The following is an 18,172-nucleotide window of genomic DNA, read 5'->3' on the forward strand; positions in this document are numbered from 1 at the left end:
CACCCTGATATTGTCGAACGAATCATGAAAGATGGACATGAGATTGGTAGTATGGGCTATAATTACACATCCTACAATTCACTAGAAGCAAATGAAATACGAAGAGATCTTTTGCGAGCGCAAGATGTTTTTACGAAACTTGGCGTAAAACAAGTCAAGCTATTACGCCCACCTAGTGGCGACTTTAACAAAACAACCCTTAAAATAGCAGAATCACTCGGATACACCATCGTTCATTGGAGTAACAATTCAAATGACTGGAAAAATCCCGGCGTAAATAAAATCGTCTCCACAGTCTCTAGCAATTTAAAGGGTGGAGATATTGTCTTATTACACGCTTCTGATTCTGCTCTTCAAACAAATAAGGCTTTACCATTACTCTTACAAAAATTAAAGAGCGACGGATATGAACAAACATCTGTATCACAACTTATTTCCAACACAAGTACGAAAAGCGAAGATATTAAGTAGTTCCTTTCTACACGATTCTTCACACATAAAAAGCTCCGCTACCTTAATGAAAGATAGCGGAGCTTTTTTATCCTGGGATTTACAAATGATAAGAACCTAGCTAATTACAAATCCACTCTCTCCTCATTAAGCTGACTTACTCTTTTGTCCAATTAAACGATGCAATACAAGTAACTGATATGCATTACATAATAGAAGTGGTATCACCATTAAATATAACCAATCTGTGTCATTAATCCGGAGCGCTGGTACCCATTCAAGAATTGTTACAACAACCATAAAGAACAGAGCGGGCACAAATGCTTTTTTATTCGTTTCTTTACTCTTTATGTATGCGACAATTGCTCCAAACACAAATAACATCCCCGCAACAAGTATGTTATTCCCTAATGAAACTTCCCCATTCGCAATAAGTACTGACCTTAAATAAACGAAATCAAACAATACGAACGCAATAAAGAAGAGTTGCACCGCATTCCATAAAGCCGATGACCGAAACATCCCTAATCCAAAACGATGGATTGTTAAATACGCAAAGAACCCCATTTGACTTATAACACTAAAAATAAATCCTACGCCCATCAACCAAAAAGAAATTGCTAAAATCTCTTTTCCGTCGAAATTTTGAAAAAATTCAGCGTACTTGTCCCACTCTAAAACAAATCCAATAAAGACTGTGCTAATCCCACCCAGAAATAACGTCGTAAAAAATAGTCGTACCCACTTGCGGCTATTCACAACACATCCCCCATTATTCTTATATTTCTAATTAAATTGTATCAATGACAATTTCAAAAAGCTAGCCATGTTAATGTATAAATTCCTTAAAGAGATTTATATTAAAAAAAGAGAACTGTGCTGAAAGGAGCTCCAATTTATGAAACGGCTGCTGCTCGTTTTGATTTCTTCTTTTCTATTTATCGCACTAGTGGCATGTGCACAAGGAAAAGAAGCAAAATCCGAACTTGATTATGATCAAACAAAAAAAATGATTGTTGATATTTTAAAAACAGACCAAGGAAAAAAAGCGATCCAAGATGTATTAACTGATGAAAAAATGAAACAAGCACTCATACTAGATGAAACAGTCGTAAAGAAAACGATCGAAGATGCGATGGTATCCGAAAAAGGGCAACAATTCTGGGAAAAACTCTTTAAAGACCCTGAGTTCTCATCGAAATTTGCTAAAAGTATGGGAAAAGAACAAACAAACTTAATGAAAACTTTACTAAAAGACCCTGAATACCAGTCAGGTGTTATAGAGATTATGAAAAATCCTGAAGTAGAAAAAATTATGTTACAAACAATGAAGAGTAAAGAGTATCGTCAATATTTACAACAAGTACTAACCGAAACTGCCGAAAGTCCACTCTTCCAGGCTAAGATGATTGACATCATTAGTAAAGGTGTACAAAAAGCTGAAAAAGGCGGGTCTGATAAAAAAGGTGCAGGCGGTGAAGGTGGTTCTCAAGATGGGAACAAAGAACAATAAAAAAAATTATAGTAATGAGTGGACAATGTATATATTGTCCACTCATTACTACTTTACTTTTGTGTAACAGCTGTTTTATCAATAACTGTCTCAGCTATCGAACGATAAATAAGACCAGTTGTATGTGTATCTTCATATACTGACGGCGCAAAGTCCTCTTTATTCCAATCCGGTTGTTGAAGTGGAATTCGACCAAGCACATCTGTTTGGAGTTCCGTAGCTAATTTATCTCCTCCACCTCTTCCAAACACATACTCTTTTTCACCAGTTGCTTTACTTTCAAAATACGCCATATTTTCAACAACCCCAAGAATACTATGTTCTGTACGTAAAGCCATAGCTCCAGCACGCGCTGCTACAAATGCAGCTGTTGGATGCGGCGTTGTTACAATAATCTCTTTGCAAGCCGGCAACATCGAATGCAGATCTAAAGCAACATCACCCGTACCTGGTGGTAAATCCAATACTAAGTAATCTAAATCACCCCATTCTACTTCTGTGAAAAAGTGATTTAACATTTTCCCAAGCATCGGTCCTCTCCAAATAACTGGTGCGTTATCTTCTACAAAGAATCCCATTGAGATCACTTTCACACCTAGACGCTCCACTGGTATTATCTTATCCCCTCTTACGATTGGACGTTTCTCTATACCCATCATATCCGGTACACTAAAACCGTAAATATCCGCATCAATGATACCGACCTTTTTCCCTAAACGAGCTAAAGCAATTGCAAGGTTAACGGAAACAGTCGATTTCCCTACTCCACCTTTTCCACTTGCCACTGCTAAAAATGTTGTATGTGAGTTTGGTGATAATAAAGATTCACTTTTCTCTTCCTCTTGCGGTGGTGCAAACTGAGCTAATTCCTCTTCTGTAAATTCTGCAAAACGAAGTCCAACTGTTGTTGCCCCAAGTTCTTTTACTAATTTTACAATTCCAGACTGCAACTGCATTTGTTCCGCTGTACCTGTTTTTACAATTGCAATTTTAACACTTACATGTTCCTTCTCAGGCTTGACTGTTACCTCTTTAATTGCATTTGTTTCTTTTAACGTTTTATGTAAAAACGGATCTACAATCCCTTCCAACGCTTCCACTACCTGCTCTTTTGTTACCATAATTAGCCCAGCCCCCTGTATGAAAAATAACGTAATGTTAATTGAATTTATCTCTCTTTATTTTTGAAATAAATGCGTTTACATTTCCAGTATAACATATTTTCGGAAAACTTCGTTAACGAGAGAAACTCGAAAAATCCTCCTTATTCCGGAGGATTTCCTTTTTCTGTGAAATAACGTAATATACCACGATATATTGCAGCTGCTACTTTTTGCTGATACTTCTCCGAATTTAGCATATACCTTTCATTCACATTCGACAAAAAGCCCGCCTCAATTAAAGCACCCGGTTTTTTAGCATACTTCAATAAATACACGTGAGGAATTGTTTTAGCAGAACGATTCGTATTTTCTAAGCTCGTTCTCAATTCAGCCTGTATAAATTTCGCAGCCCGTTCATTTTCAATTAAAGAACGGTAGTAGAACGTTTGTGCGCCTTTAGATCCACCGCTAGTTAGAGCGTTTAAATGAATGCTTGCAAAAAAGTCTACATCAGGCTTATTAATAATCTCTACACGCTTTTTTAAGTCCTCTGCTTTACGCCTACTATATGACTTTGTATCTTTGTTAGCTAAATCATAATCTCCTTCACGAGTTAAAATAACTAACGCACCTTGTTCTTGTAAATAATCTTGTACTTTTTTTGTAATCTCGAGCGTAATATCTTTTTCTACAATATCCTTTCCACCAACAGCCCCTCCGTCTGGACCACCATGCCCAGCGTCTAGTACGATCACTTTCCCTGATAAGGGCAAATTCCAAGCTCGCCACGATTTTGTAATTTGAAATTCTTGTTTGACTAAAAAAACAAAACAACCGCAGCGAGCGCAAAAGAGATAATTCGAATTCTCTTCATACCTTTCCTCCTCCAGCTAGTCCCTCTAATTACTTATATGGGACAAGAGGAAAGTTTATGCTTGTCTTAGTGTAGCTTTAATCGATATCTTCGTTCACCTTTTTCATACCCTTCCTGCCACCACAGGCCGATAAACTGCTGGCAAGATTCAAAAAGTAATTCCTCATCTTGCAATTTAATTTCACGCATAGTCATACTTGTTAAAAATTGAAATAATGTTTCAGTTAATTGTTGCTCTTCTTCTAAGGCTCTATATTTCACATCAAAAAATGATTCACCATAATAACCAAATTTACTGTATCTCGCTCCTAATAAATAAGATTCTATCCCTAGTTCAATACAATAATCTTCATACTGACGATGAAGTTCTTGCATCTGAAAGGCATCACGAATATTTGAGCGCAATGTTTTTAACGATAATTCTCGCAGCATCTTACGCTCGTATTTTAACTGCTTTTCTTTTGTTTTTCTTGTAAGCTGACAATGACATTCATAGTACGTATAAACCTCCCTAATACGTATTAGTCTAAACTTCTAAAGAAGAAGCATACGCGAGGCCGTAGCACTAAAATATTCCAAGCTAAAAAAATTACAAAAGAGGAATTAAACATAAAAAAACCCCAACCAAAATGGTTGGGGTTTGTAGTTCGCAAAAATTAACGTTTTGAGAACTGAGGTGCACGACGTGCGCCTTTAAGACCGTATTTTTTACGCTCTTTCATACGTGCGTCACGAGTTAATAGACCTGCACGTTTTAGTGTTAGACGGTATTCTGGATCAGCTTTTAATAAAGCGCGAGAAATACCGTGACGAATAGCACCAGCTTGACCAGTGTATCCACCACCATTTACGTTTACAAGTACATCGTAGTTACCTAAAGTTTCTGTTGCAACTAGAGGTTGTTTCACTACTTCACGTAATGCAGCAAATGGGATATAGTTTTCAAAATCACGACCGTTAATGATAACGCGTCCTTCGCCTGGAACTAGGCGCACGCGCGCTACTGAACTCTTACGACGTCCAGTGCCATAGTATTGAACCTGTGCCAAAGTAAGCCCTCCTTTAATTGATTATCCGCGAAGTTCGTAAACTTCTGGTTTTTGTGCTTGGTGTGGATGCTCTGCTCCAGCATACACGTTTAATTTCTTAGATACTTGACGTCCTAAACGTCCTTTTGGAAGCATCCCTTTAATTGCAAGCTCTAACATTTGTACAGGGTAGTTTGTACGCATTTCTAGAGCTGTTCTTTGTTTAAGTCCACCTGGGTGGTTAGTGTGACGGTAGTAAATTTTATCGTTTAATTTATTACCTGTTAAATGAATTTTCTCAGCGTTAATAATAATTACATGATCACCCGTGTCAACGTGTGGTGTAAATGTAGGTTTGTTTTTACCACGTAAAATGGATGCTACTTCAGTAGATAGGCGACCTAAAGTTTGACCTTCAGCATCAACCACATACCATTTACGCTCAACTTCGTTAGCTTTTGCCATAAAAGTCGTACGCATGTGTTTCCCTCCTCGTTATCTTTTCCATAGAAAAAATCTATTGTTTATCTTAAACACGATTTCCTTCCGGGGCTAATCGTGGTTTTAGAAACAATACCATATGTTATGATATACTTTTGAGTTTCTAATGTCAAGCAAATGTTACACCAGGATTAGTTGTTATAGTTTACCTGCCATAAGTAAAGTCCATGACCTGGAGCCATCTTTCCAGCAAACTGGCGATTTTGTTTCGCTAAAATCTCTGGAATGCTATCAGGATCAAGCTTTCCTTGCCCTACGTTCAGTAACGTACCAACAATAATTCTGACCATATTATATAAAAATCCATTACCTACAAAACGAAAAATTAATTCGTCGTCTTGCTCAATTAACTCAATTTCATAAATTGTTCGCACTTTATCTTTTTTGTCAGTTTTTGCCGAACAAAAAGAAGTGAAATCATGCGTTCCAATAAAATAAGGAATCGCTTTTCTTATAGAGTTTATTTCAAGTGGATATGGATATTGATATACGTAATTTCTACGGAATACATCCGCAGTCTTTGATAATAATACACGATAACGATATTCTTTTTTCTCGACACCGTAACGCGCATGAAATTCTTCTGTTTTTTTCTCTACCTGTCTGATAACAATATCATCTGGCAACATTGTGTTTAAAGCATTACTCCATTGCCACTCTGCAAGAGACAAAGGGGTATCAAAGTGTATCACTTGTCCTTTTGCATGAACGGTAGAATCTGTTCTGCCCGATGCTTGAACACGAACAAGTTCTCCTTTATGCAATTTCTGCAATGCTTTCTCTATCTCTTGTTGAACAGTACGATGCTGCGGCTGAATTTGATAGCCACAAAAATGCATGCCATCATATGCAACCGTACATTTTATTCTATCCATTTCTTTATTCTCCATTACGATCGCACCCATGCCAAAATACAAGCTAAACAAAGTAAGCTTATAATCGTTACTGTATCACTTGTTTTCCAGCGTAGTTGCCTAAATTTAGTGCGTCCTTCGCCACTTTGATATCCACGAGCTTCCATCGCAATCGCTAAGTCCTCTGCACGCTTAAAAGCACTAATAAATAGCGGAACGAGTAGTGAAATAATAGCTTTCATCCTATCTTTTATCGGTCCCCCGGCGAAATCAATGCCACGTGACGCTTGTGCTTTCATAATTTTACTCGTTTCATCCATTAATGTCGGGATAAAACGTAGTGAAATTGACATCATTAATGCAATTTCATGAACAGGAACTTTTATACGCTTCAACGGCTTTAATAACGTCTCCAACCCATCTGTAATTTCAATAGGTGTCGTCGTTAACGTTAATAATGTCGTCATTAAAATAATAACGAAGAATCGTATAGAAATGTATATCCCTTGCTCTAATCCTTTTTCATGTATCGAAAACCAACCAAGCTGGAATAGTACTTCCCCTTCTTTATTTGTAAAAATATGCAGGAAAAATGTAAAAAGAAAAATCCATAGAATTGGTTTTAAGCCCGAAAGTACATAACGAATCGGCACTTTTGCAAAAAATAAAGCAATGAGTGCATATAAAAATAAAAATCCATATGAAATCGCATTATTTGCTAAAAAAACAACAAATACATATAAAAAGACAATCAACAGCTTCGTACGAGGATCAAGTTTATGAATGAATGACTGACCTGGAATGTATCTCCCAATGATCAACTGCTGCATGATTCATGACCACCTTTTCGTAACACCTGTACAACTTCATGAGTAAGATCCTCTAAAGATAAGGTAGCCTTCGAAATTGAAATACCAAACTTTTCTTCAATTGCACGTTTATACTTTAAAGACATCGGAAGATCCACACCAATTTTCTCTAATTCATCTGCATGTGAAAATACTTCCTCTGCTCTTCCTTGCAAAAAGACCGTTCCTTTATGCATGACCACAATTTGATCTGCATACTTAGCGGCATCCTCCATATTGTGGGTGACAAGAATGACTGTAAGCCCCTGTTCCTTATGAAGCTTGTAAAACATCCCCATGAGCTCGTGCTGTCCTTTAGGATCAAGCCCTGCTGTAGGTTCATCTAATACAAGCACTTCGGGTTCCATCGCAAGTACGCCTGCTATTGCAACGCGCCTCATTTGCCCACCGCTTAACTCAAACGGAGAACGTGCTAATAACTCTATGTCCAATCCAACAAGCTGGATTGCATCTTTCGCCTTTTGTTTTGCCTCTTCTTCAGATACACCAAAATTAGTAGGACCAAAACAAATATCCTTCTCAACTGTCTCTTCAAATAGCTGATGTTCTGGGAACTGAAAGACAACCCCTACTTTTTTTCGTAGTGGTTTAAGTTTCTTTTCTTTCTTCCCTGCTGAAATTAAATGTTCGCCAATTTGAACCGTACCATTTGTCGGCTGTAATAAACCATTTAAATGTTGAATCATCGTCGACTTTCCTGAACCAGTATGACCAATAATGGCATAATAGCCCCCACTTGGAAACGACACGTCTACATCGTAAAGTGCGCGTCTTTCAAATGGAGTTTTATATTGATAACGATGTTCTACTTTTTGGAATGTAATCTCCAAAGTTCGTTCACCAAGCTTTCCATTGTAAGATGCGTATTGTGCAAGTGAATTTCATTTCTTTTTAATAATTCTGCTATTTTCACCGAAAAAGGTACATCTAATCCAATCTCTTGGAGCATATGAGAGGATTTGAAAATTTGCTCTGGAGTACCTTCCTCTAATATTTCTCCCTTGTTCAAAATAATAATACGGTCTGACTGTGCCGCTTCTTCTAAATCGTGCGTAATCGATAACACCGTAATACCCTTTTGATTAACAAGTTGTCTAACCGTTTCTACTACTTCAAGTCTCCCCTGAGGGTCTAACATTGAAGTTGCTTCATCTAGTATTAAAATAGATGGCTGAAGTGCTAAAACACCTGCTATTGCGACTCGCTGTTTTTGTCCGCCAGATAACGAATGGGGTTCATCATTAAGAAAATCTTCCATACGGACCAGTTGCAGGGCTTGTTCTAGTCTTTCTATCATCTGCTCCCTTGGCATTCCGATATTTTCTAGACCAAATACAACGTCATCTTGTACTGTCGTTCCAACAAATTGATTATCAGGATTTTGAAATACCATCCCAATTTGTTTTCGAACATCCCATACCGTTTCCTCTGATAAAACCACTGTATCATTTACAGTAATGGTCCCTGATTCCGGTAAAAACAAACCATTCAATAATTTTGCAAGTGTAGATTTACCTGAACCATTTTGTCCAATAACAGATACCCATTCTCCTTCATATAAGGAAAATGAAACATCTTTTAATGCATAAGAGGCTGCCCCAGGATATTGAAATGATATATTTTCTGTCTGAAGTTTCTCTTTTTTCAATACAAGGCACCCTTTCCTTCGCCAAGTTAGCCTATTTTTTATATTTAAAAAAAAAGGGCCATGACCAGTTACTTGAAAAGAACTGTCCTGCCCTTTTAATCATCATTATACTAACTCGATAATTACCATTGGTGCTGCGTCTCCGCGACGTGGACCAATTTTTGCAATACGAGTGTATCCGCCTTGGCGCTCAGCATAGCGTGGAGCTACATCAGCGAATAATTTTTGAAGTGCATCTTGACCAGTCTCAGCGTTAGCAACTTCATTGCGAATGAAAGCTGCTGCTTGACGACGAGCATGAAGATCTCCGCGTTTACCTAAAGTGATCATTTTTTCCACTACAGAACGAAGTTCTTTTGCACGAGTTTCTGTCGTTTGGATGCGCTCGTTGATAATTAAATCAGTAGCTAAATCACGTAACATAGCTTTACGTTGCGCACTTGTACGGCCTAATTTTCTGTATGCCATTCGTAGTTCCCTCCTTTGTTGATGGGTTTAAATCCTCAGTCGTCTTTACGTAAACCTAAACCTAATTCCTCAAGTTTATGTTTAACTTCTTCTAAGGATTTACGTCCTAAGTTACGAACTTTCATCATATCTTCTTCTGTTTTGTTCGCAAGCTCTTGTACAGTATTAATTCCTGCACGTTTTAGGCAATTATAAGAACGAACAGAAAGATCTAGTTCTTCGATAGTCATCTCAAGAACTTTCTCTTTTTGATCTTCTTCCTTCTCGACCATAATCTCAGCATTTTGTGCTTCATCAGTTAAACCAACAAAGATATTTAAATGCTCAGTTAAGATTTTGGCACCTAAAGAGATAGCTTCTTTTGGCCCGATGCTTCCATCCGTCCATACATCAAGCGTAAGCTTATCATAATTAGCCACTTGTCCGACACGTGTCTTTTCCACTTGGTAAGTTACACGTGATACTGGAGTATAAATAGAATCAATAGGAATTACTCCTATTGGTTGATCTTCGCTTTTATTTGCATCAGCTGGCGTATACCCACGGCCACGCTTTGCAGTTAAACGCATGCGGAAATGCGCATTTTTTGCTAACGTTGCAATGTGTAAATCTGGATTTAAGATTTCTACATCACTATCATGAGTAATATCAGCAGCTGTGACAATACCTTCGCCCTGTACATCAATTTCCAACGTCTTCTCTTCTTCAGAGTAGATTTTAAGAGCTAACTTTTTCAAGTTTAAGATGATCGTCGTAACGTCTTCTACTACGCCCTCAACTGTTGAAAATTCATGTAATACGCCATCGATTTGGATAGCAGTAACAGCGGCACCAGGGAGTGAGGATAAAAGAATACGACGTAAGGAGTTACCCAAAGTAGTACCATATCCACGCTCAAGCGGTTCAATTACGAATTTACCATATTTAGCATCTTCGTTAAGTTCAACCGTTTCGATTTTCGGCTTTTCGATTTCAATCATTAACTAAACCCTCCTTCAAAACGTCGAAACCCCGGTTAAACAAAGGGATACCCCCTGTCTAACCGAAAGTCCCCCTTAGGCAGTTCCCGATTGTGCACAACAAGCGATGTTTCTGTACGAAATTTCTCGATAATGCATCATATCCATTATAGACAAAAGGGAAAATTCTATACAGAAAAATTACACACGACGACGTTTTGGTGGACGACATCCATTATGAGGAACTGGAGTAACATCTCTAATTGCTGTTACTTCTAGACCTGCAGCTTGAAGAGCACGAATTGCAGCTTCACGACCAGCACCAGGACCTTTAACAGTAACCTCTAAAGTTTTTAAACCGTGCTCCATTGCAACTTTAGCAGCAGCTTCAGCAGCCATTTGCGCAGCGAATGGAGTAGACTTACGAGATCCACGGAAACCAAGTGCACCAGCACTAGACCAAGAAAGTGCGTTACCATGAGTATCTGTAAGTGTTACGATTGTGTTGTTGAAAGTAGAACGAATATGAGCTATACCAGCTTCAATATTCTTTTTCACACGTTTTTTACGAGTGTTTGTTTTACGTGCCATTGTTAGTTCAACCTCCTTTACTTATTATTTCTTTTTATTTGCTACTGTACGACGTGGACCTTTACGTGTACGAGCATTGTTTTTAGAGTTTTGACCACGAACTGGTAAACCACGACGGTGACGAAGACCACGGTAAGAACCGATCTCCATTAGACGTTTAATGTTAAGAGATACTTCACGACGAAGGTCTCCCTCAACTTTAATACGATCGATGATATCACGGATACGTCCTAGTTCGTCTTCCGTTAAGTCACGAACTCGTGTTTCTGAAGAAATACCAGCTTCAGTAAGAATTTTTTCAGCAGTTGTGCGACCAATGCCGAATACGTAAGTTAAAGAAATAACAACGCGTTTGTCTCGAGGAATATCTACACCTGCGATACGTGCCATTCTGAATGCACCTCCTTCTGATTAACCTTGTTTTTGTTTATGTTTAGGGTTTTCACAAATAACCATTACTTTTCCACGTCTACGAATAACTTTACATTTTTCGCAGATTGGTTTAACTGACGGTCTTACTTTCATGTCTCGAACCTCCTTAAAGATTACGGAGTGCTATATTATTTAAAACGGTACGTAATACGACCACGATTTAAATCGTACGGAGATAATTCTACCGTAACTTTGTCTCCTGGTAAAATACGAATGAAGTTCATACGGATTTTACCAGAAACGTGAGCCAATACGACATGCCCATTCTCTAATTCTACTTTGAACATAGCATTTGGCAACGTTTCAAGAACGGTACCTTCGACTTCAATTACATCATCTTTAGCCATTCAATAGTTCTCCCTTCTTCAAATCAGTAACATTTTACACTGCTCTGAAATCCCGGAGAGCCAGCTACTTATAAAGTGGTAAGGATTTCGTATCCTGCTTCTGTAAGAGCAATCGTGTGCTCAAAATGTGCACACCATTTACCATCTACCGTTACCACTGTCCAGTCATCAGATAGTGTTTTTACATATCGTCTTCCTTGATTCACCATCGGCTCAACACAGATGACCATTCCCGGCTTTAATCTAGGGCCTCTATTTGGTGGACCATAGTGCGGGATTTGAGGGTCCTCATGTAAGTCTTGCCCGATTCCGTGACCAACATACTCCCTAACGATCGAGAATCCATTCTCTTCAGCATGGGTTTGAACCGCATGTGAGACATTTGATAATCTTTCGCCTGGTTTTACTTGTTCTAGACCAAGATACAACGATTTTTCTGTGACATCAAGTAGCTTTTGAACAGATTCAGAAATGTTTCCAACTGGATACGTCCATGCAGAATCTCCATGGTACCCATTGTATTTCGCACCAATATCGATACTGATGATATCGCCCTCTTCGAGCTTGCGCTTCCCTGGAATTCCGTGTACAAGCTCTTCATTTACAGAAGCACATATGCTCCCCGGAAATCCGTTGTATCCTTTAAAAGATGGCGTAGCACCATATTTTCGAATCGTCTTTTCCGCTATTTGATCGAGCTCTTTCGTTGTAATTCCTGGAGTAATATGCTGTTTCAACTCTTGATGAGTTAAAGCAACGATCCTGCCAGCTTCTCGCATGATTTCTATCTCGCGAGGAGTTTTGCAGATGATCATTACGCTAAGCCTCCGATGAGAACATCGATATCAGCAAATACTTTATTGATATCTTGCTCACCATTAATGCTTTGTAAGTAACCCAGCTCCTCGTAGAAATCAAGCAAAGGTTTTGTTTGCTTAATATTTACATCTAAACGATTTGCTACAGTTTCTTCATTGTCATCAGAGCGTTGGTATAATTCGCCACCACATTTATCGCACACATCAGCTTTTGCTGGTGGATTGAATTCTAAGTGGTAAGTCGCACCGCACTCTTTACAAATGCGACGGCCTGTAAGGCGTTTTAATAACAAACCTGAATCCACATTAATGTTTAAAACATAGTCGATTTTTTTGCCAAGATCTTTCATAATCTCTTCAAGAGCTGATGCTTGTGCAACAGTTCGTGGGAAACCGTCTAATAAGAAACCTCTTACGCAGTCTTCTTGACTTAAACGTTCACGAACGATTCCGATTGTAACTTCATCTGGAACAAGTGCACCTTTATCAATAAAAGATTTTGCTTGTAAACCCATTTCAGTTTCAGCCTTCATAGCTGCACGGAACATATCTCCTGTTGAAATGTGAGGGATGTTATACTTGGCAACAATCTGTTCGGCTTGTGTACCTTTACCAGCACCAGGAAGCCCCATTAAAATTAAGTTCATCCTTGTTCCCCCTCAGAGTACATGAGCATGTAGGGAAGACAATTCTTCCCACTTACTCACTGCTTGATAAACCCTTTGTAATGGCGTTTTACCAGTTGGCTTTCTAGCTGCTTCATTGTTTCTAAAGCAACGCCGACAACGATTAACATGCTCGTTCCACCAATCTGTGCAGATGGGGGAAGATTTCCCAGTTTCGTAAAGATAACTGGTAAGATTGCAATCGCTGCTAGGAAAATTGATCCTACAAAGGTCAAACGATACAAGATTTTTGTTAGATATTGTTCCGTATTCTTACCCGGACGAATACCTGGAACATATCCACCTTGTTTGTTTAGATTCTCTGACATTTGCTCTGGATTAACCTGAACAAACGCATAGAAATATGTGAAGGCTACAATGAGCGCAACATATATGATCATTCCCACTGGGTGAGAATAGTTAAAGTTTGCAATGATCCACTGCGATACATCATGATTCGGGAAGAACTGTGCAATAGTTGGAGGCGTAATTAAGAATGAAACAGCAAAAATGACTGGAATAACACCCGCACTATTTACCTTAAGCGGTAAATGTGTGTTTTGTGCTCCAGCATGATTCCCATTCCCTCCTGTTACACGCTTCGCATATTGAATTGGGATCTTTCTAACAGCCTGTTGAATGAAAATAACACCAACAATAACTGCTAGCACAGCTAGTAAGATCAATGCAACTTTAACGATACTCATGAACAATTGATCTCCGATATTTTGAAACTGTTGTTGATACACTTGAGATATAACACTTGGGATCGCTGCGGCAATACCGCCAAAGATAAGGATGGAAATACCATTACCTACACCTTTAGCTGTAATCTGTTCACCTAACCACATTAAAAATGCAGTACCAGCAGTCAGTACCGTAGCAATGTATAAATAAGTGCTCCAACCAGGGTTCAAAATTAATTGCCCACCTACCATACCGTTAAAACCAATTGACATACCAAACCCCTGAATAAACGCAAGAACAATTGTAAAGTAACGCGTGAATTGCGTTAGTTTACGACGGCCCATTTCACCTTGCTTCGACCATTCCGAAAATTTAGGAACAACATCCATCTGCAATAATTGCACGATGATGGATGCTGTAATATACGGCATGATTCCCATCGCGAAGATGGAGAAGTTTTTCAAGGCGCCACCGCCAAATGTATTTAGAATACCTAAGGCATTTAATTGATCTTGTGCTTTCAGTACGTCTCCATTTGTAAATGGCACTGGGATAAACGTGCCAATCCTGAATACGACTAACATCGCTAAAGTGAATAATATTTTACGTCTTATCTCAGCAACGCGCATAAAGTTGGAGATTGTACGAAACATTAGATCACCTCAACTGATCCGCCAGCTGCTTCAATTGCTTCTTTAGCACTTGAAGAGAACTTGTGCGCTTTAACAGTTAATTTTTTCTCTACTGCTCCGCTTGCAAGAATTTTAACACCGTCGTTTAACTTGCTGATAACGCCAGTTTCCAGCAATAATTCAGGTGTTACTTCTGTACCATCTTCAAAACGATTTAACGTTGATAAGTTTACAATAGTAAACTCTTTACGGTTAATGTTTGTGAAGCCGCGTTTTGGTAAACGACGGAATAATGGAGTTTGACCACCTTCGAAGCCAAGACGAACACCGCCACCAGAACGTGCGTTTTGTCCTTTATGACCTTTACCAGCAGTTTTACCGTTACCAGAACCGATACCACGACCGACACGGTTACGTACTTTACGAGAACCTTCTGCAGGTTTTAATTCATGAAGTTTCATTCCCAGGCACCTCCTTATATTAATGAGTTATCCTTAAGCTTCTTTTACAGTTATAAGGTGAGAAACTTTGTTGATCATACCAAGAATAGCAGGAGTTTCTTCCTTAACTACAGTTGAATTCAACTTTTTAAGACCTAAAGCTTCTACCGTCGCACGTTGATCTTGTGGACGACCAATTACACTACGAGTGAGGGTAATTTCTAACTTTTTCGCCATTTGTTTTCCCTCCTTAACCTAGTAGCTCTTCTACAGATTTACCGCGTAATTTTGCAACATCTTCAGCGCGCTTAAGTTCGCTTAATCCGTTCACAGTAGCGCGAATCATGTTGATTGGTGTGTTAGAACCAAGAGATTTCGAAAGAATATCTTGTACACCAGCTAATTCAAGTACCGCACGAACAGGTCCACCAGCAATAACACCAGTACCTTCAGCAGCAGGTTTTAAGAATACTTCACCAGCTCCAAAATGACCGTTGATTGTGTGTGGAATTGTTGTACCAACTAATGGTACAGCGATTAAGTTTTTCTTAGCGTCTTCGATAGCTTTGCGAATTGCGTCTGGTACCTCTTGTGCTTTACCAGTACCGAATCCAACATGACCGTTTTTATCGCCAACTACAACTAGTGCAGCAAAGCGGAAACGACGACCACCCTTAACAACTTTCGCGACACGATTTATCGTAACTACACGTTCTTCAAGTTCTAATTTACTTGGGTCAATGCGATGCATCAATTTTCCCTCCTTTGACCATTAAAATTGTAATCCAGCCTCACGAGCAGCTTCAGCTAGAGCTTTAACACGGCCATGGTATAAGTAACCACCGCGATCGAATACTACTTCTTTAACGCCTTTCTCTACAGCACGCTTAGCAACTGATTCTCCAACTTTCGTAGCAGCTTCAGTATTGCTAGTACCGTTAAGAGCAAGGTCTTTATCAAGAGTAGATGCACTTACTAACGTTACACCATTTACATCATCAATAACTTGAGCGTAAATATGTTGGTTAGAACGGAACACGTTTAAACGTGGACGTTCTGCAGTACCAGTAAGCTTAGCACGTACACGTGCATGTCTTTTCTTACGAGTCGCATTTTTATCAGCTTTAGTGATCATTCTTGTCACTCCTTTCTCTCACCTAACGGGTTTACTTAGCAGTTTTACCTTCTTTACGACGAACAACTTCGCCTTCGTAACGAATACCTTTACCTTTATATGGCTCAGGAGCACGTACAGCACGGATGTTAGCAGCAAATTCGCCAACACGTTGCTTGTCGATACCTTTGATTACGATTTTAGTTGGTGCAGGTACTTCAACTTCAAGACCTGCTTCCGGAGTCATTTCTACTGGATGAGAATAACCTACGCTTAAAACAAGTTTATCTCCTTGTTTTTGAGCACGGTAACCAACACCGACTAATTCAAGTCCGCGTGCGAAACCTGCAGTTACACCTTCAACCATGTTTCCGATTAAAGCACGAGTTGTACCGTGTAATGCACGGTGTTCCTTCTGTTCAGATGGACGCTCAACTGTTAGTGTATTTTCTTCAATTTTGATAGACATATCAGCATTGAATTTACGAGTTAATTCACCTTTAGGGCCTTTTACTGTTACAGTATTGTCTTCTGCAATTGTAATAGTAACACCTGCAGGGATTTCAAGAATCTTTTTACCAATACGAGACATGTGGTCACACCTCCGTTCGTTTTAAATATATATTACCAAACGTATGCTACTACTTCTCCACCAGTTTGTAATTGACGAGCGTCTTTGTCTGTCATTACTCCCTTAGATGTAGAAACAAGAGCGATACCTAATCCGTTAAGTACACGTGGTACTTCATCAGCTTTAGCGTAAACGCGTAAGCCAGGTTTACTGATACGTTTTAATCCAGTGATTACACGTTCATTGTTTGCACCATATTTCAGGAAAATACGAAGGATACCTTGTTTGTTATCCTCGATGTATTCTACATCACGAATGAAACCTTCACGTTTTAAAAGTTCAGCGATCTCTTTTTTGATTTTAGAAGCAGGAACCTCTAATTTCTCATGACGTACCATGTTCGCATTACGGATGCGAGTAAGCATGTCTGCAATTGGATCTGTCATCACCATGTGTTTTACCTCCTTCCCATTTGTGGGTTTTACCAACTAGCTTTTTTAACACCAGGAATTTGACCTTTATATGCAAGTTCACGGAAACAAATACGGCAAAGCTTAAATTTGCGGTATACAGAATGCGGACGACCGCAGCGTTCGCAACGTGTATACTCTTGTACTTTAAACTTAGGAGTACGCTTTTGTTTCGCTATCATAGATTTTTTAGCCACGTTTTCGCCTCCTCTACTTAGCGTTGGCTTCCATTATTTTTGGAATGGCATACCGAATTGTGTTAAAAGTTCACGAGCTTCTTCATCAGTTTTCGCTGTAGTAACGATTACGATGTCCATACCGCGGACTTTGCTTACTTTATCATAATCGATCTCAGGGAAGATAAGTTGCTCTTTAACACCTAATGTGTAGTTCCCACGACCATCAAATGATTTCTTAGAAACACCACGGAAATCACGTACACGTGGTAAAGAAACTGATACTAATTTGTCGAAGAACTCATACATGTGCTCGCCGCGTAAAGTTACTTTCGCACCGATTGGCATACCTTCACGAAGACGGAAACCAGCGATTGATTTTTTAGCACGAGTTACAACAGGCTTTTGACCTGCGATTTGTGTTAATTCTTCTACTGCATTGTCTAAAGCTTTTGAGTTAGATACCGCGTCACCAACACCAGTGTTGATTACGATCTTTTCGATTTTCGGTACTTCCATCACAGATTTATAGTTAAACTTGCTCACTAGAGCAGGAGTAATTTCCTTTTGGAACTTCTCTTTAAGGCGATTCAATGAAGTGACCTCCTTTCTTAAGAAAATTATTTATCTAATAATTCACCAGATTTTTTTGCAATACGAACTTTTTTACCATCTTCTACTTTGAAGCCTACGCGAGTAGGTTCACCTGTTTTCGGATCTAAAATCATAACGTTAGAAACGTGAATAGGTGCTTCTTTAGTAATAATTCCACCTTGTGGATTTAATTGAGATGGCTTAGAGTGTTTTTTAACGATGTTAACACCCTCAACGATAACACGGTTTTGCTTTGGGAAAGCCACAAGGATAACGCCTTGTTTTCCTTTGTCTTTTCCAGTGATTACCTGTACTTTATCACCTTTTTTTACATGCATCTTAATTCTGCACCTCCTTAGCAAGGCAAT

At 39.0% G+C, this 18,172-nt stretch carries 28 protein-coding genes and 2 pseudogenes (1 of these 30 only partly in view); 2 read left to right on the top strand and 28 right to left on the bottom strand.

Going from position 1 to position 18,172, the window contains the following annotated elements:
• Positions 1-471, top strand: partial view of a polysaccharide deacetylase family sporulation protein PdaB gene (gene pdaB, locus CDB3_RS01350; RefSeq protein ID WP_000464724.1) — the 3' portion only. The gene continues 294 nt to the left of window position 1, outside the view; 471 of the gene's 765 nt are visible here — the last part of the coding sequence; its start codon lies beyond the left edge, outside the window; the stop codon is at positions 469-471.
• 126 nt (positions 472-597) lie between these two features.
• Here pdaB and kbaA read toward each other — a convergent pair whose 3' ends face one another.
• Positions 598-1,209: a KinB signaling pathway activation protein KbaA gene (gene kbaA, locus CDB3_RS01355; protein ID WP_128853287.1), complete on the bottom strand. Its 612-nt coding sequence runs from the start codon at positions 1,207-1,209 to the stop codon at positions 598-600.
• Positions 1,210-1,348: 139 nt separating this feature from the next.
• Between kbaA and gerD the strand changes: the two genes are divergently transcribed.
• The gene (gene gerD, locus CDB3_RS01360; RefSeq protein ID WP_128853288.1) at positions 1,349-1,963 is read left to right on the top strand and encodes a spore germination lipoprotein GerD; all 615 of its coding nucleotides are present in this window, start codon (positions 1,349-1,351) and stop codon (positions 1,961-1,963) included.
• Between the two features lie 53 nt (positions 1,964-2,016).
• On the opposite strand, the gene CDB3_RS01365 is transcribed toward gerD, so the two are convergent.
• The 27 genes and pseudogenes from CDB3_RS01365 to rplX all read right to left on the bottom strand — a co-directional run bounded on the left by CDB3_RS01365 (position 2,017) and on the right by rplX (position 18,142).
• Entirely contained in the window at positions 2,017-3,084 is a 1,068-nt protein-coding gene (locus CDB3_RS01365; RefSeq protein ID WP_071747335.1) for an Mrp/NBP35 family ATP-binding protein, read from the bottom strand.
• A 143-nt stretch (positions 3,085-3,227) separates the two neighbouring features.
• Positions 3,228-3,940 (bottom strand): annotated as a pseudogene (cwlD, locus tag CDB3_RS01370) (N-acetylmuramoyl-L-alanine amidase CwlD).
• A gap of 66 nt (positions 3,941-4,006) precedes the next feature.
• Positions 4,007-4,434 (bottom strand): annotated as a pseudogene (locus CDB3_RS01375) (DUF2521 family protein).
• Between the two features lie 162 nt (positions 4,435-4,596).
• The gene (rpsI, locus tag CDB3_RS01380) at positions 4,597-4,989 is read right to left on the bottom strand and encodes a 30S ribosomal protein S9 (RefSeq protein ID WP_000079986.1); all 393 of its coding nucleotides are present in this window, start codon (positions 4,987-4,989) and stop codon (positions 4,597-4,599) included.
• A 21-nt stretch (positions 4,990-5,010) separates the two neighbouring features.
• A complete protein-coding gene (gene rplM / locus CDB3_RS01385) occupies positions 5,011-5,448 on the bottom strand; it encodes a 50S ribosomal protein L13 (RefSeq protein WP_001260795.1) in 438 nt (145 codons plus the stop codon).
• A 152-nt stretch (positions 5,449-5,600) separates the two neighbouring features.
• Positions 5,601-6,344, bottom strand: coding sequence for a tRNA pseudouridine(38-40) synthase TruA (truA, locus tag CDB3_RS01390; RefSeq protein ID WP_002094769.1), 744 nt, complete (start codon positions 6,342-6,344; stop codon positions 5,601-5,603).
• A gap of 14 nt (positions 6,345-6,358) precedes the next feature.
• Positions 6,359-7,153 (bottom strand): energy-coupling factor transporter transmembrane component T family protein, encoded by a 795-nt coding sequence (locus tag CDB3_RS01395; protein WP_128853291.1) that lies wholly within the window; start codon positions 7,151-7,153, stop codon positions 6,359-6,361.
• Complete coding sequence (locus tag CDB3_RS01400; protein ID WP_097833006.1) at positions 7,141-8,022, bottom strand: energy-coupling factor ABC transporter ATP-binding protein; 882 nt, start codon at positions 8,020-8,022, stop codon at positions 7,141-7,143. The genes CDB3_RS01395 and CDB3_RS01400 overlap by 13 nt, the downstream gene beginning before the upstream one ends.
• Complete coding sequence (locus CDB3_RS01405) at positions 7,998-8,840, bottom strand: energy-coupling factor ABC transporter ATP-binding protein (RefSeq protein WP_128853292.1); 843 nt, start codon at positions 8,838-8,840, stop codon at positions 7,998-8,000. Before CDB3_RS01405 ends, CDB3_RS01400 begins: the two co-directional genes overlap by 25 nt.
• Before the next feature lie 105 nt (positions 8,841-8,945).
• The gene (rplQ, locus tag CDB3_RS01410) at positions 8,946-9,308 is read right to left on the bottom strand and encodes a 50S ribosomal protein L17 (RefSeq protein WP_000331490.1); all 363 of its coding nucleotides are present in this window, start codon (positions 9,306-9,308) and stop codon (positions 8,946-8,948) included.
• Between the two features lie 35 nt (positions 9,309-9,343).
• Positions 9,344-10,288 carry a DNA-directed RNA polymerase subunit alpha gene (locus tag CDB3_RS01415; protein WP_000569644.1) on the bottom strand — a complete coding sequence of 315 codons (945 nt, stop codon included), beginning with the start codon at positions 10,286-10,288 and terminating at the stop codon, positions 9,344-9,346.
• A gap of 180 nt (positions 10,289-10,468) precedes the next feature.
• Positions 10,469-10,858, bottom strand: coding sequence for a 30S ribosomal protein S11 (rpsK, locus tag CDB3_RS01420; RefSeq protein WP_000101797.1), 390 nt, complete (start codon positions 10,856-10,858; stop codon positions 10,469-10,471).
• A gap of 24 nt (positions 10,859-10,882) precedes the next feature.
• On the bottom strand, positions 10,883-11,248 hold the full coding sequence (gene rpsM, locus CDB3_RS01425) for a 30S ribosomal protein S13 (protein WP_000090790.1): 366 nt from the start codon (positions 11,246-11,248) through the stop codon (positions 10,883-10,885).
• Positions 11,249-11,269: 21 nt separating this feature from the next.
• Positions 11,270-11,383 carry a 50S ribosomal protein L36 gene (gene rpmJ, locus CDB3_RS01430; protein WP_000868344.1) on the bottom strand — a complete coding sequence of 38 codons (114 nt, stop codon included), beginning with the start codon at positions 11,381-11,383 and terminating at the stop codon, positions 11,270-11,272.
• A gap of 35 nt (positions 11,384-11,418) precedes the next feature.
• A complete protein-coding gene (gene infA / locus CDB3_RS01435) occupies positions 11,419-11,637 on the bottom strand; it encodes a translation initiation factor IF-1 (protein ID WP_001029884.1) in 219 nt (72 codons plus the stop codon).
• Positions 11,638-11,705: 68 nt separating this feature from the next.
• Complete coding sequence (map, locus tag CDB3_RS01440; protein ID WP_097833008.1) at positions 11,706-12,452, bottom strand: type I methionyl aminopeptidase; 747 nt, start codon at positions 12,450-12,452, stop codon at positions 11,706-11,708.
• Positions 12,452-13,102, bottom strand: a complete 651-nt coding sequence (locus CDB3_RS01445; RefSeq protein ID WP_001048996.1) for an adenylate kinase — start codon at positions 13,100-13,102, stop codon at positions 12,452-12,454. The genes map and CDB3_RS01445 overlap by 1 nt, the downstream gene beginning before the upstream one ends.
• A 56-nt stretch (positions 13,103-13,158) precedes the next feature.
• Positions 13,159-14,460, bottom strand: a complete 1,302-nt coding sequence (secY, locus tag CDB3_RS01450; RefSeq protein ID WP_000490151.1) for a preprotein translocase subunit SecY — start codon at positions 14,458-14,460, stop codon at positions 13,159-13,161.
• Positions 14,460-14,900: a 50S ribosomal protein L15 gene (gene rplO, locus CDB3_RS01455; protein ID WP_000766083.1), complete on the bottom strand. Its 441-nt coding sequence runs from the start codon at positions 14,898-14,900 to the stop codon at positions 14,460-14,462. Before rplO ends, secY begins: the two co-directional genes overlap by 1 nt.
• 33 nt (positions 14,901-14,933) lie before the next feature.
• Positions 14,934-15,116, bottom strand: a complete 183-nt coding sequence (rpmD, locus tag CDB3_RS01460) for a 50S ribosomal protein L30 (protein WP_001085231.1) — start codon at positions 15,114-15,116, stop codon at positions 14,934-14,936.
• A 13-nt stretch (positions 15,117-15,129) separates the two neighbouring features.
• Positions 15,130-15,630: a 30S ribosomal protein S5 gene (gene rpsE, locus CDB3_RS01465; protein WP_000554646.1), complete on the bottom strand. Its 501-nt coding sequence runs from the start codon at positions 15,628-15,630 to the stop codon at positions 15,130-15,132.
• A gap of 21 nt (positions 15,631-15,651) precedes the next feature.
• Positions 15,652-16,014: a 50S ribosomal protein L18 gene (rplR, locus tag CDB3_RS01470; protein ID WP_000628818.1), complete on the bottom strand. Its 363-nt coding sequence runs from the start codon at positions 16,012-16,014 to the stop codon at positions 15,652-15,654.
• 31 nt (positions 16,015-16,045) lie between these two features.
• Entirely contained in the window at positions 16,046-16,585 is a 540-nt protein-coding gene (rplF, locus tag CDB3_RS01475; protein WP_000086551.1) for a 50S ribosomal protein L6, read from the bottom strand.
• A 32-nt stretch (positions 16,586-16,617) separates the two neighbouring features.
• Positions 16,618-17,016, bottom strand: coding sequence for a 30S ribosomal protein S8 (gene rpsH, locus CDB3_RS01480; RefSeq protein WP_000245511.1), 399 nt, complete (start codon positions 17,014-17,016; stop codon positions 16,618-16,620).
• A gap of 29 nt (positions 17,017-17,045) precedes the next feature.
• Positions 17,046-17,231 (bottom strand): 30S ribosomal protein S14, encoded by a 186-nt coding sequence (rpsN, locus tag CDB3_RS01485; RefSeq protein WP_001085700.1) that lies wholly within the window; start codon positions 17,229-17,231, stop codon positions 17,046-17,048.
• Between the two features lie 33 nt (positions 17,232-17,264).
• Positions 17,265-17,804, bottom strand: coding sequence for a 50S ribosomal protein L5 (gene rplE, locus CDB3_RS01490; protein ID WP_071747340.1), 540 nt, complete (start codon positions 17,802-17,804; stop codon positions 17,265-17,267).
• Between the two features lie 26 nt (positions 17,805-17,830).
• Positions 17,831-18,142, bottom strand: a complete 312-nt coding sequence (gene rplX, locus CDB3_RS01495) for a 50S ribosomal protein L24 (protein ID WP_000558200.1) — start codon at positions 18,140-18,142, stop codon at positions 17,831-17,833.
• Positions 18,143-18,172: the final 30 nt, after the last annotated feature.

It is taken from the genome of Bacillus sp. CDB3 (assembly GCF_002081505.1).
Classification (GTDB): Bacteria; Bacillota; Bacilli; order Bacillales; family Bacillaceae_G; genus Bacillus_A; species Bacillus_A cereus_AT.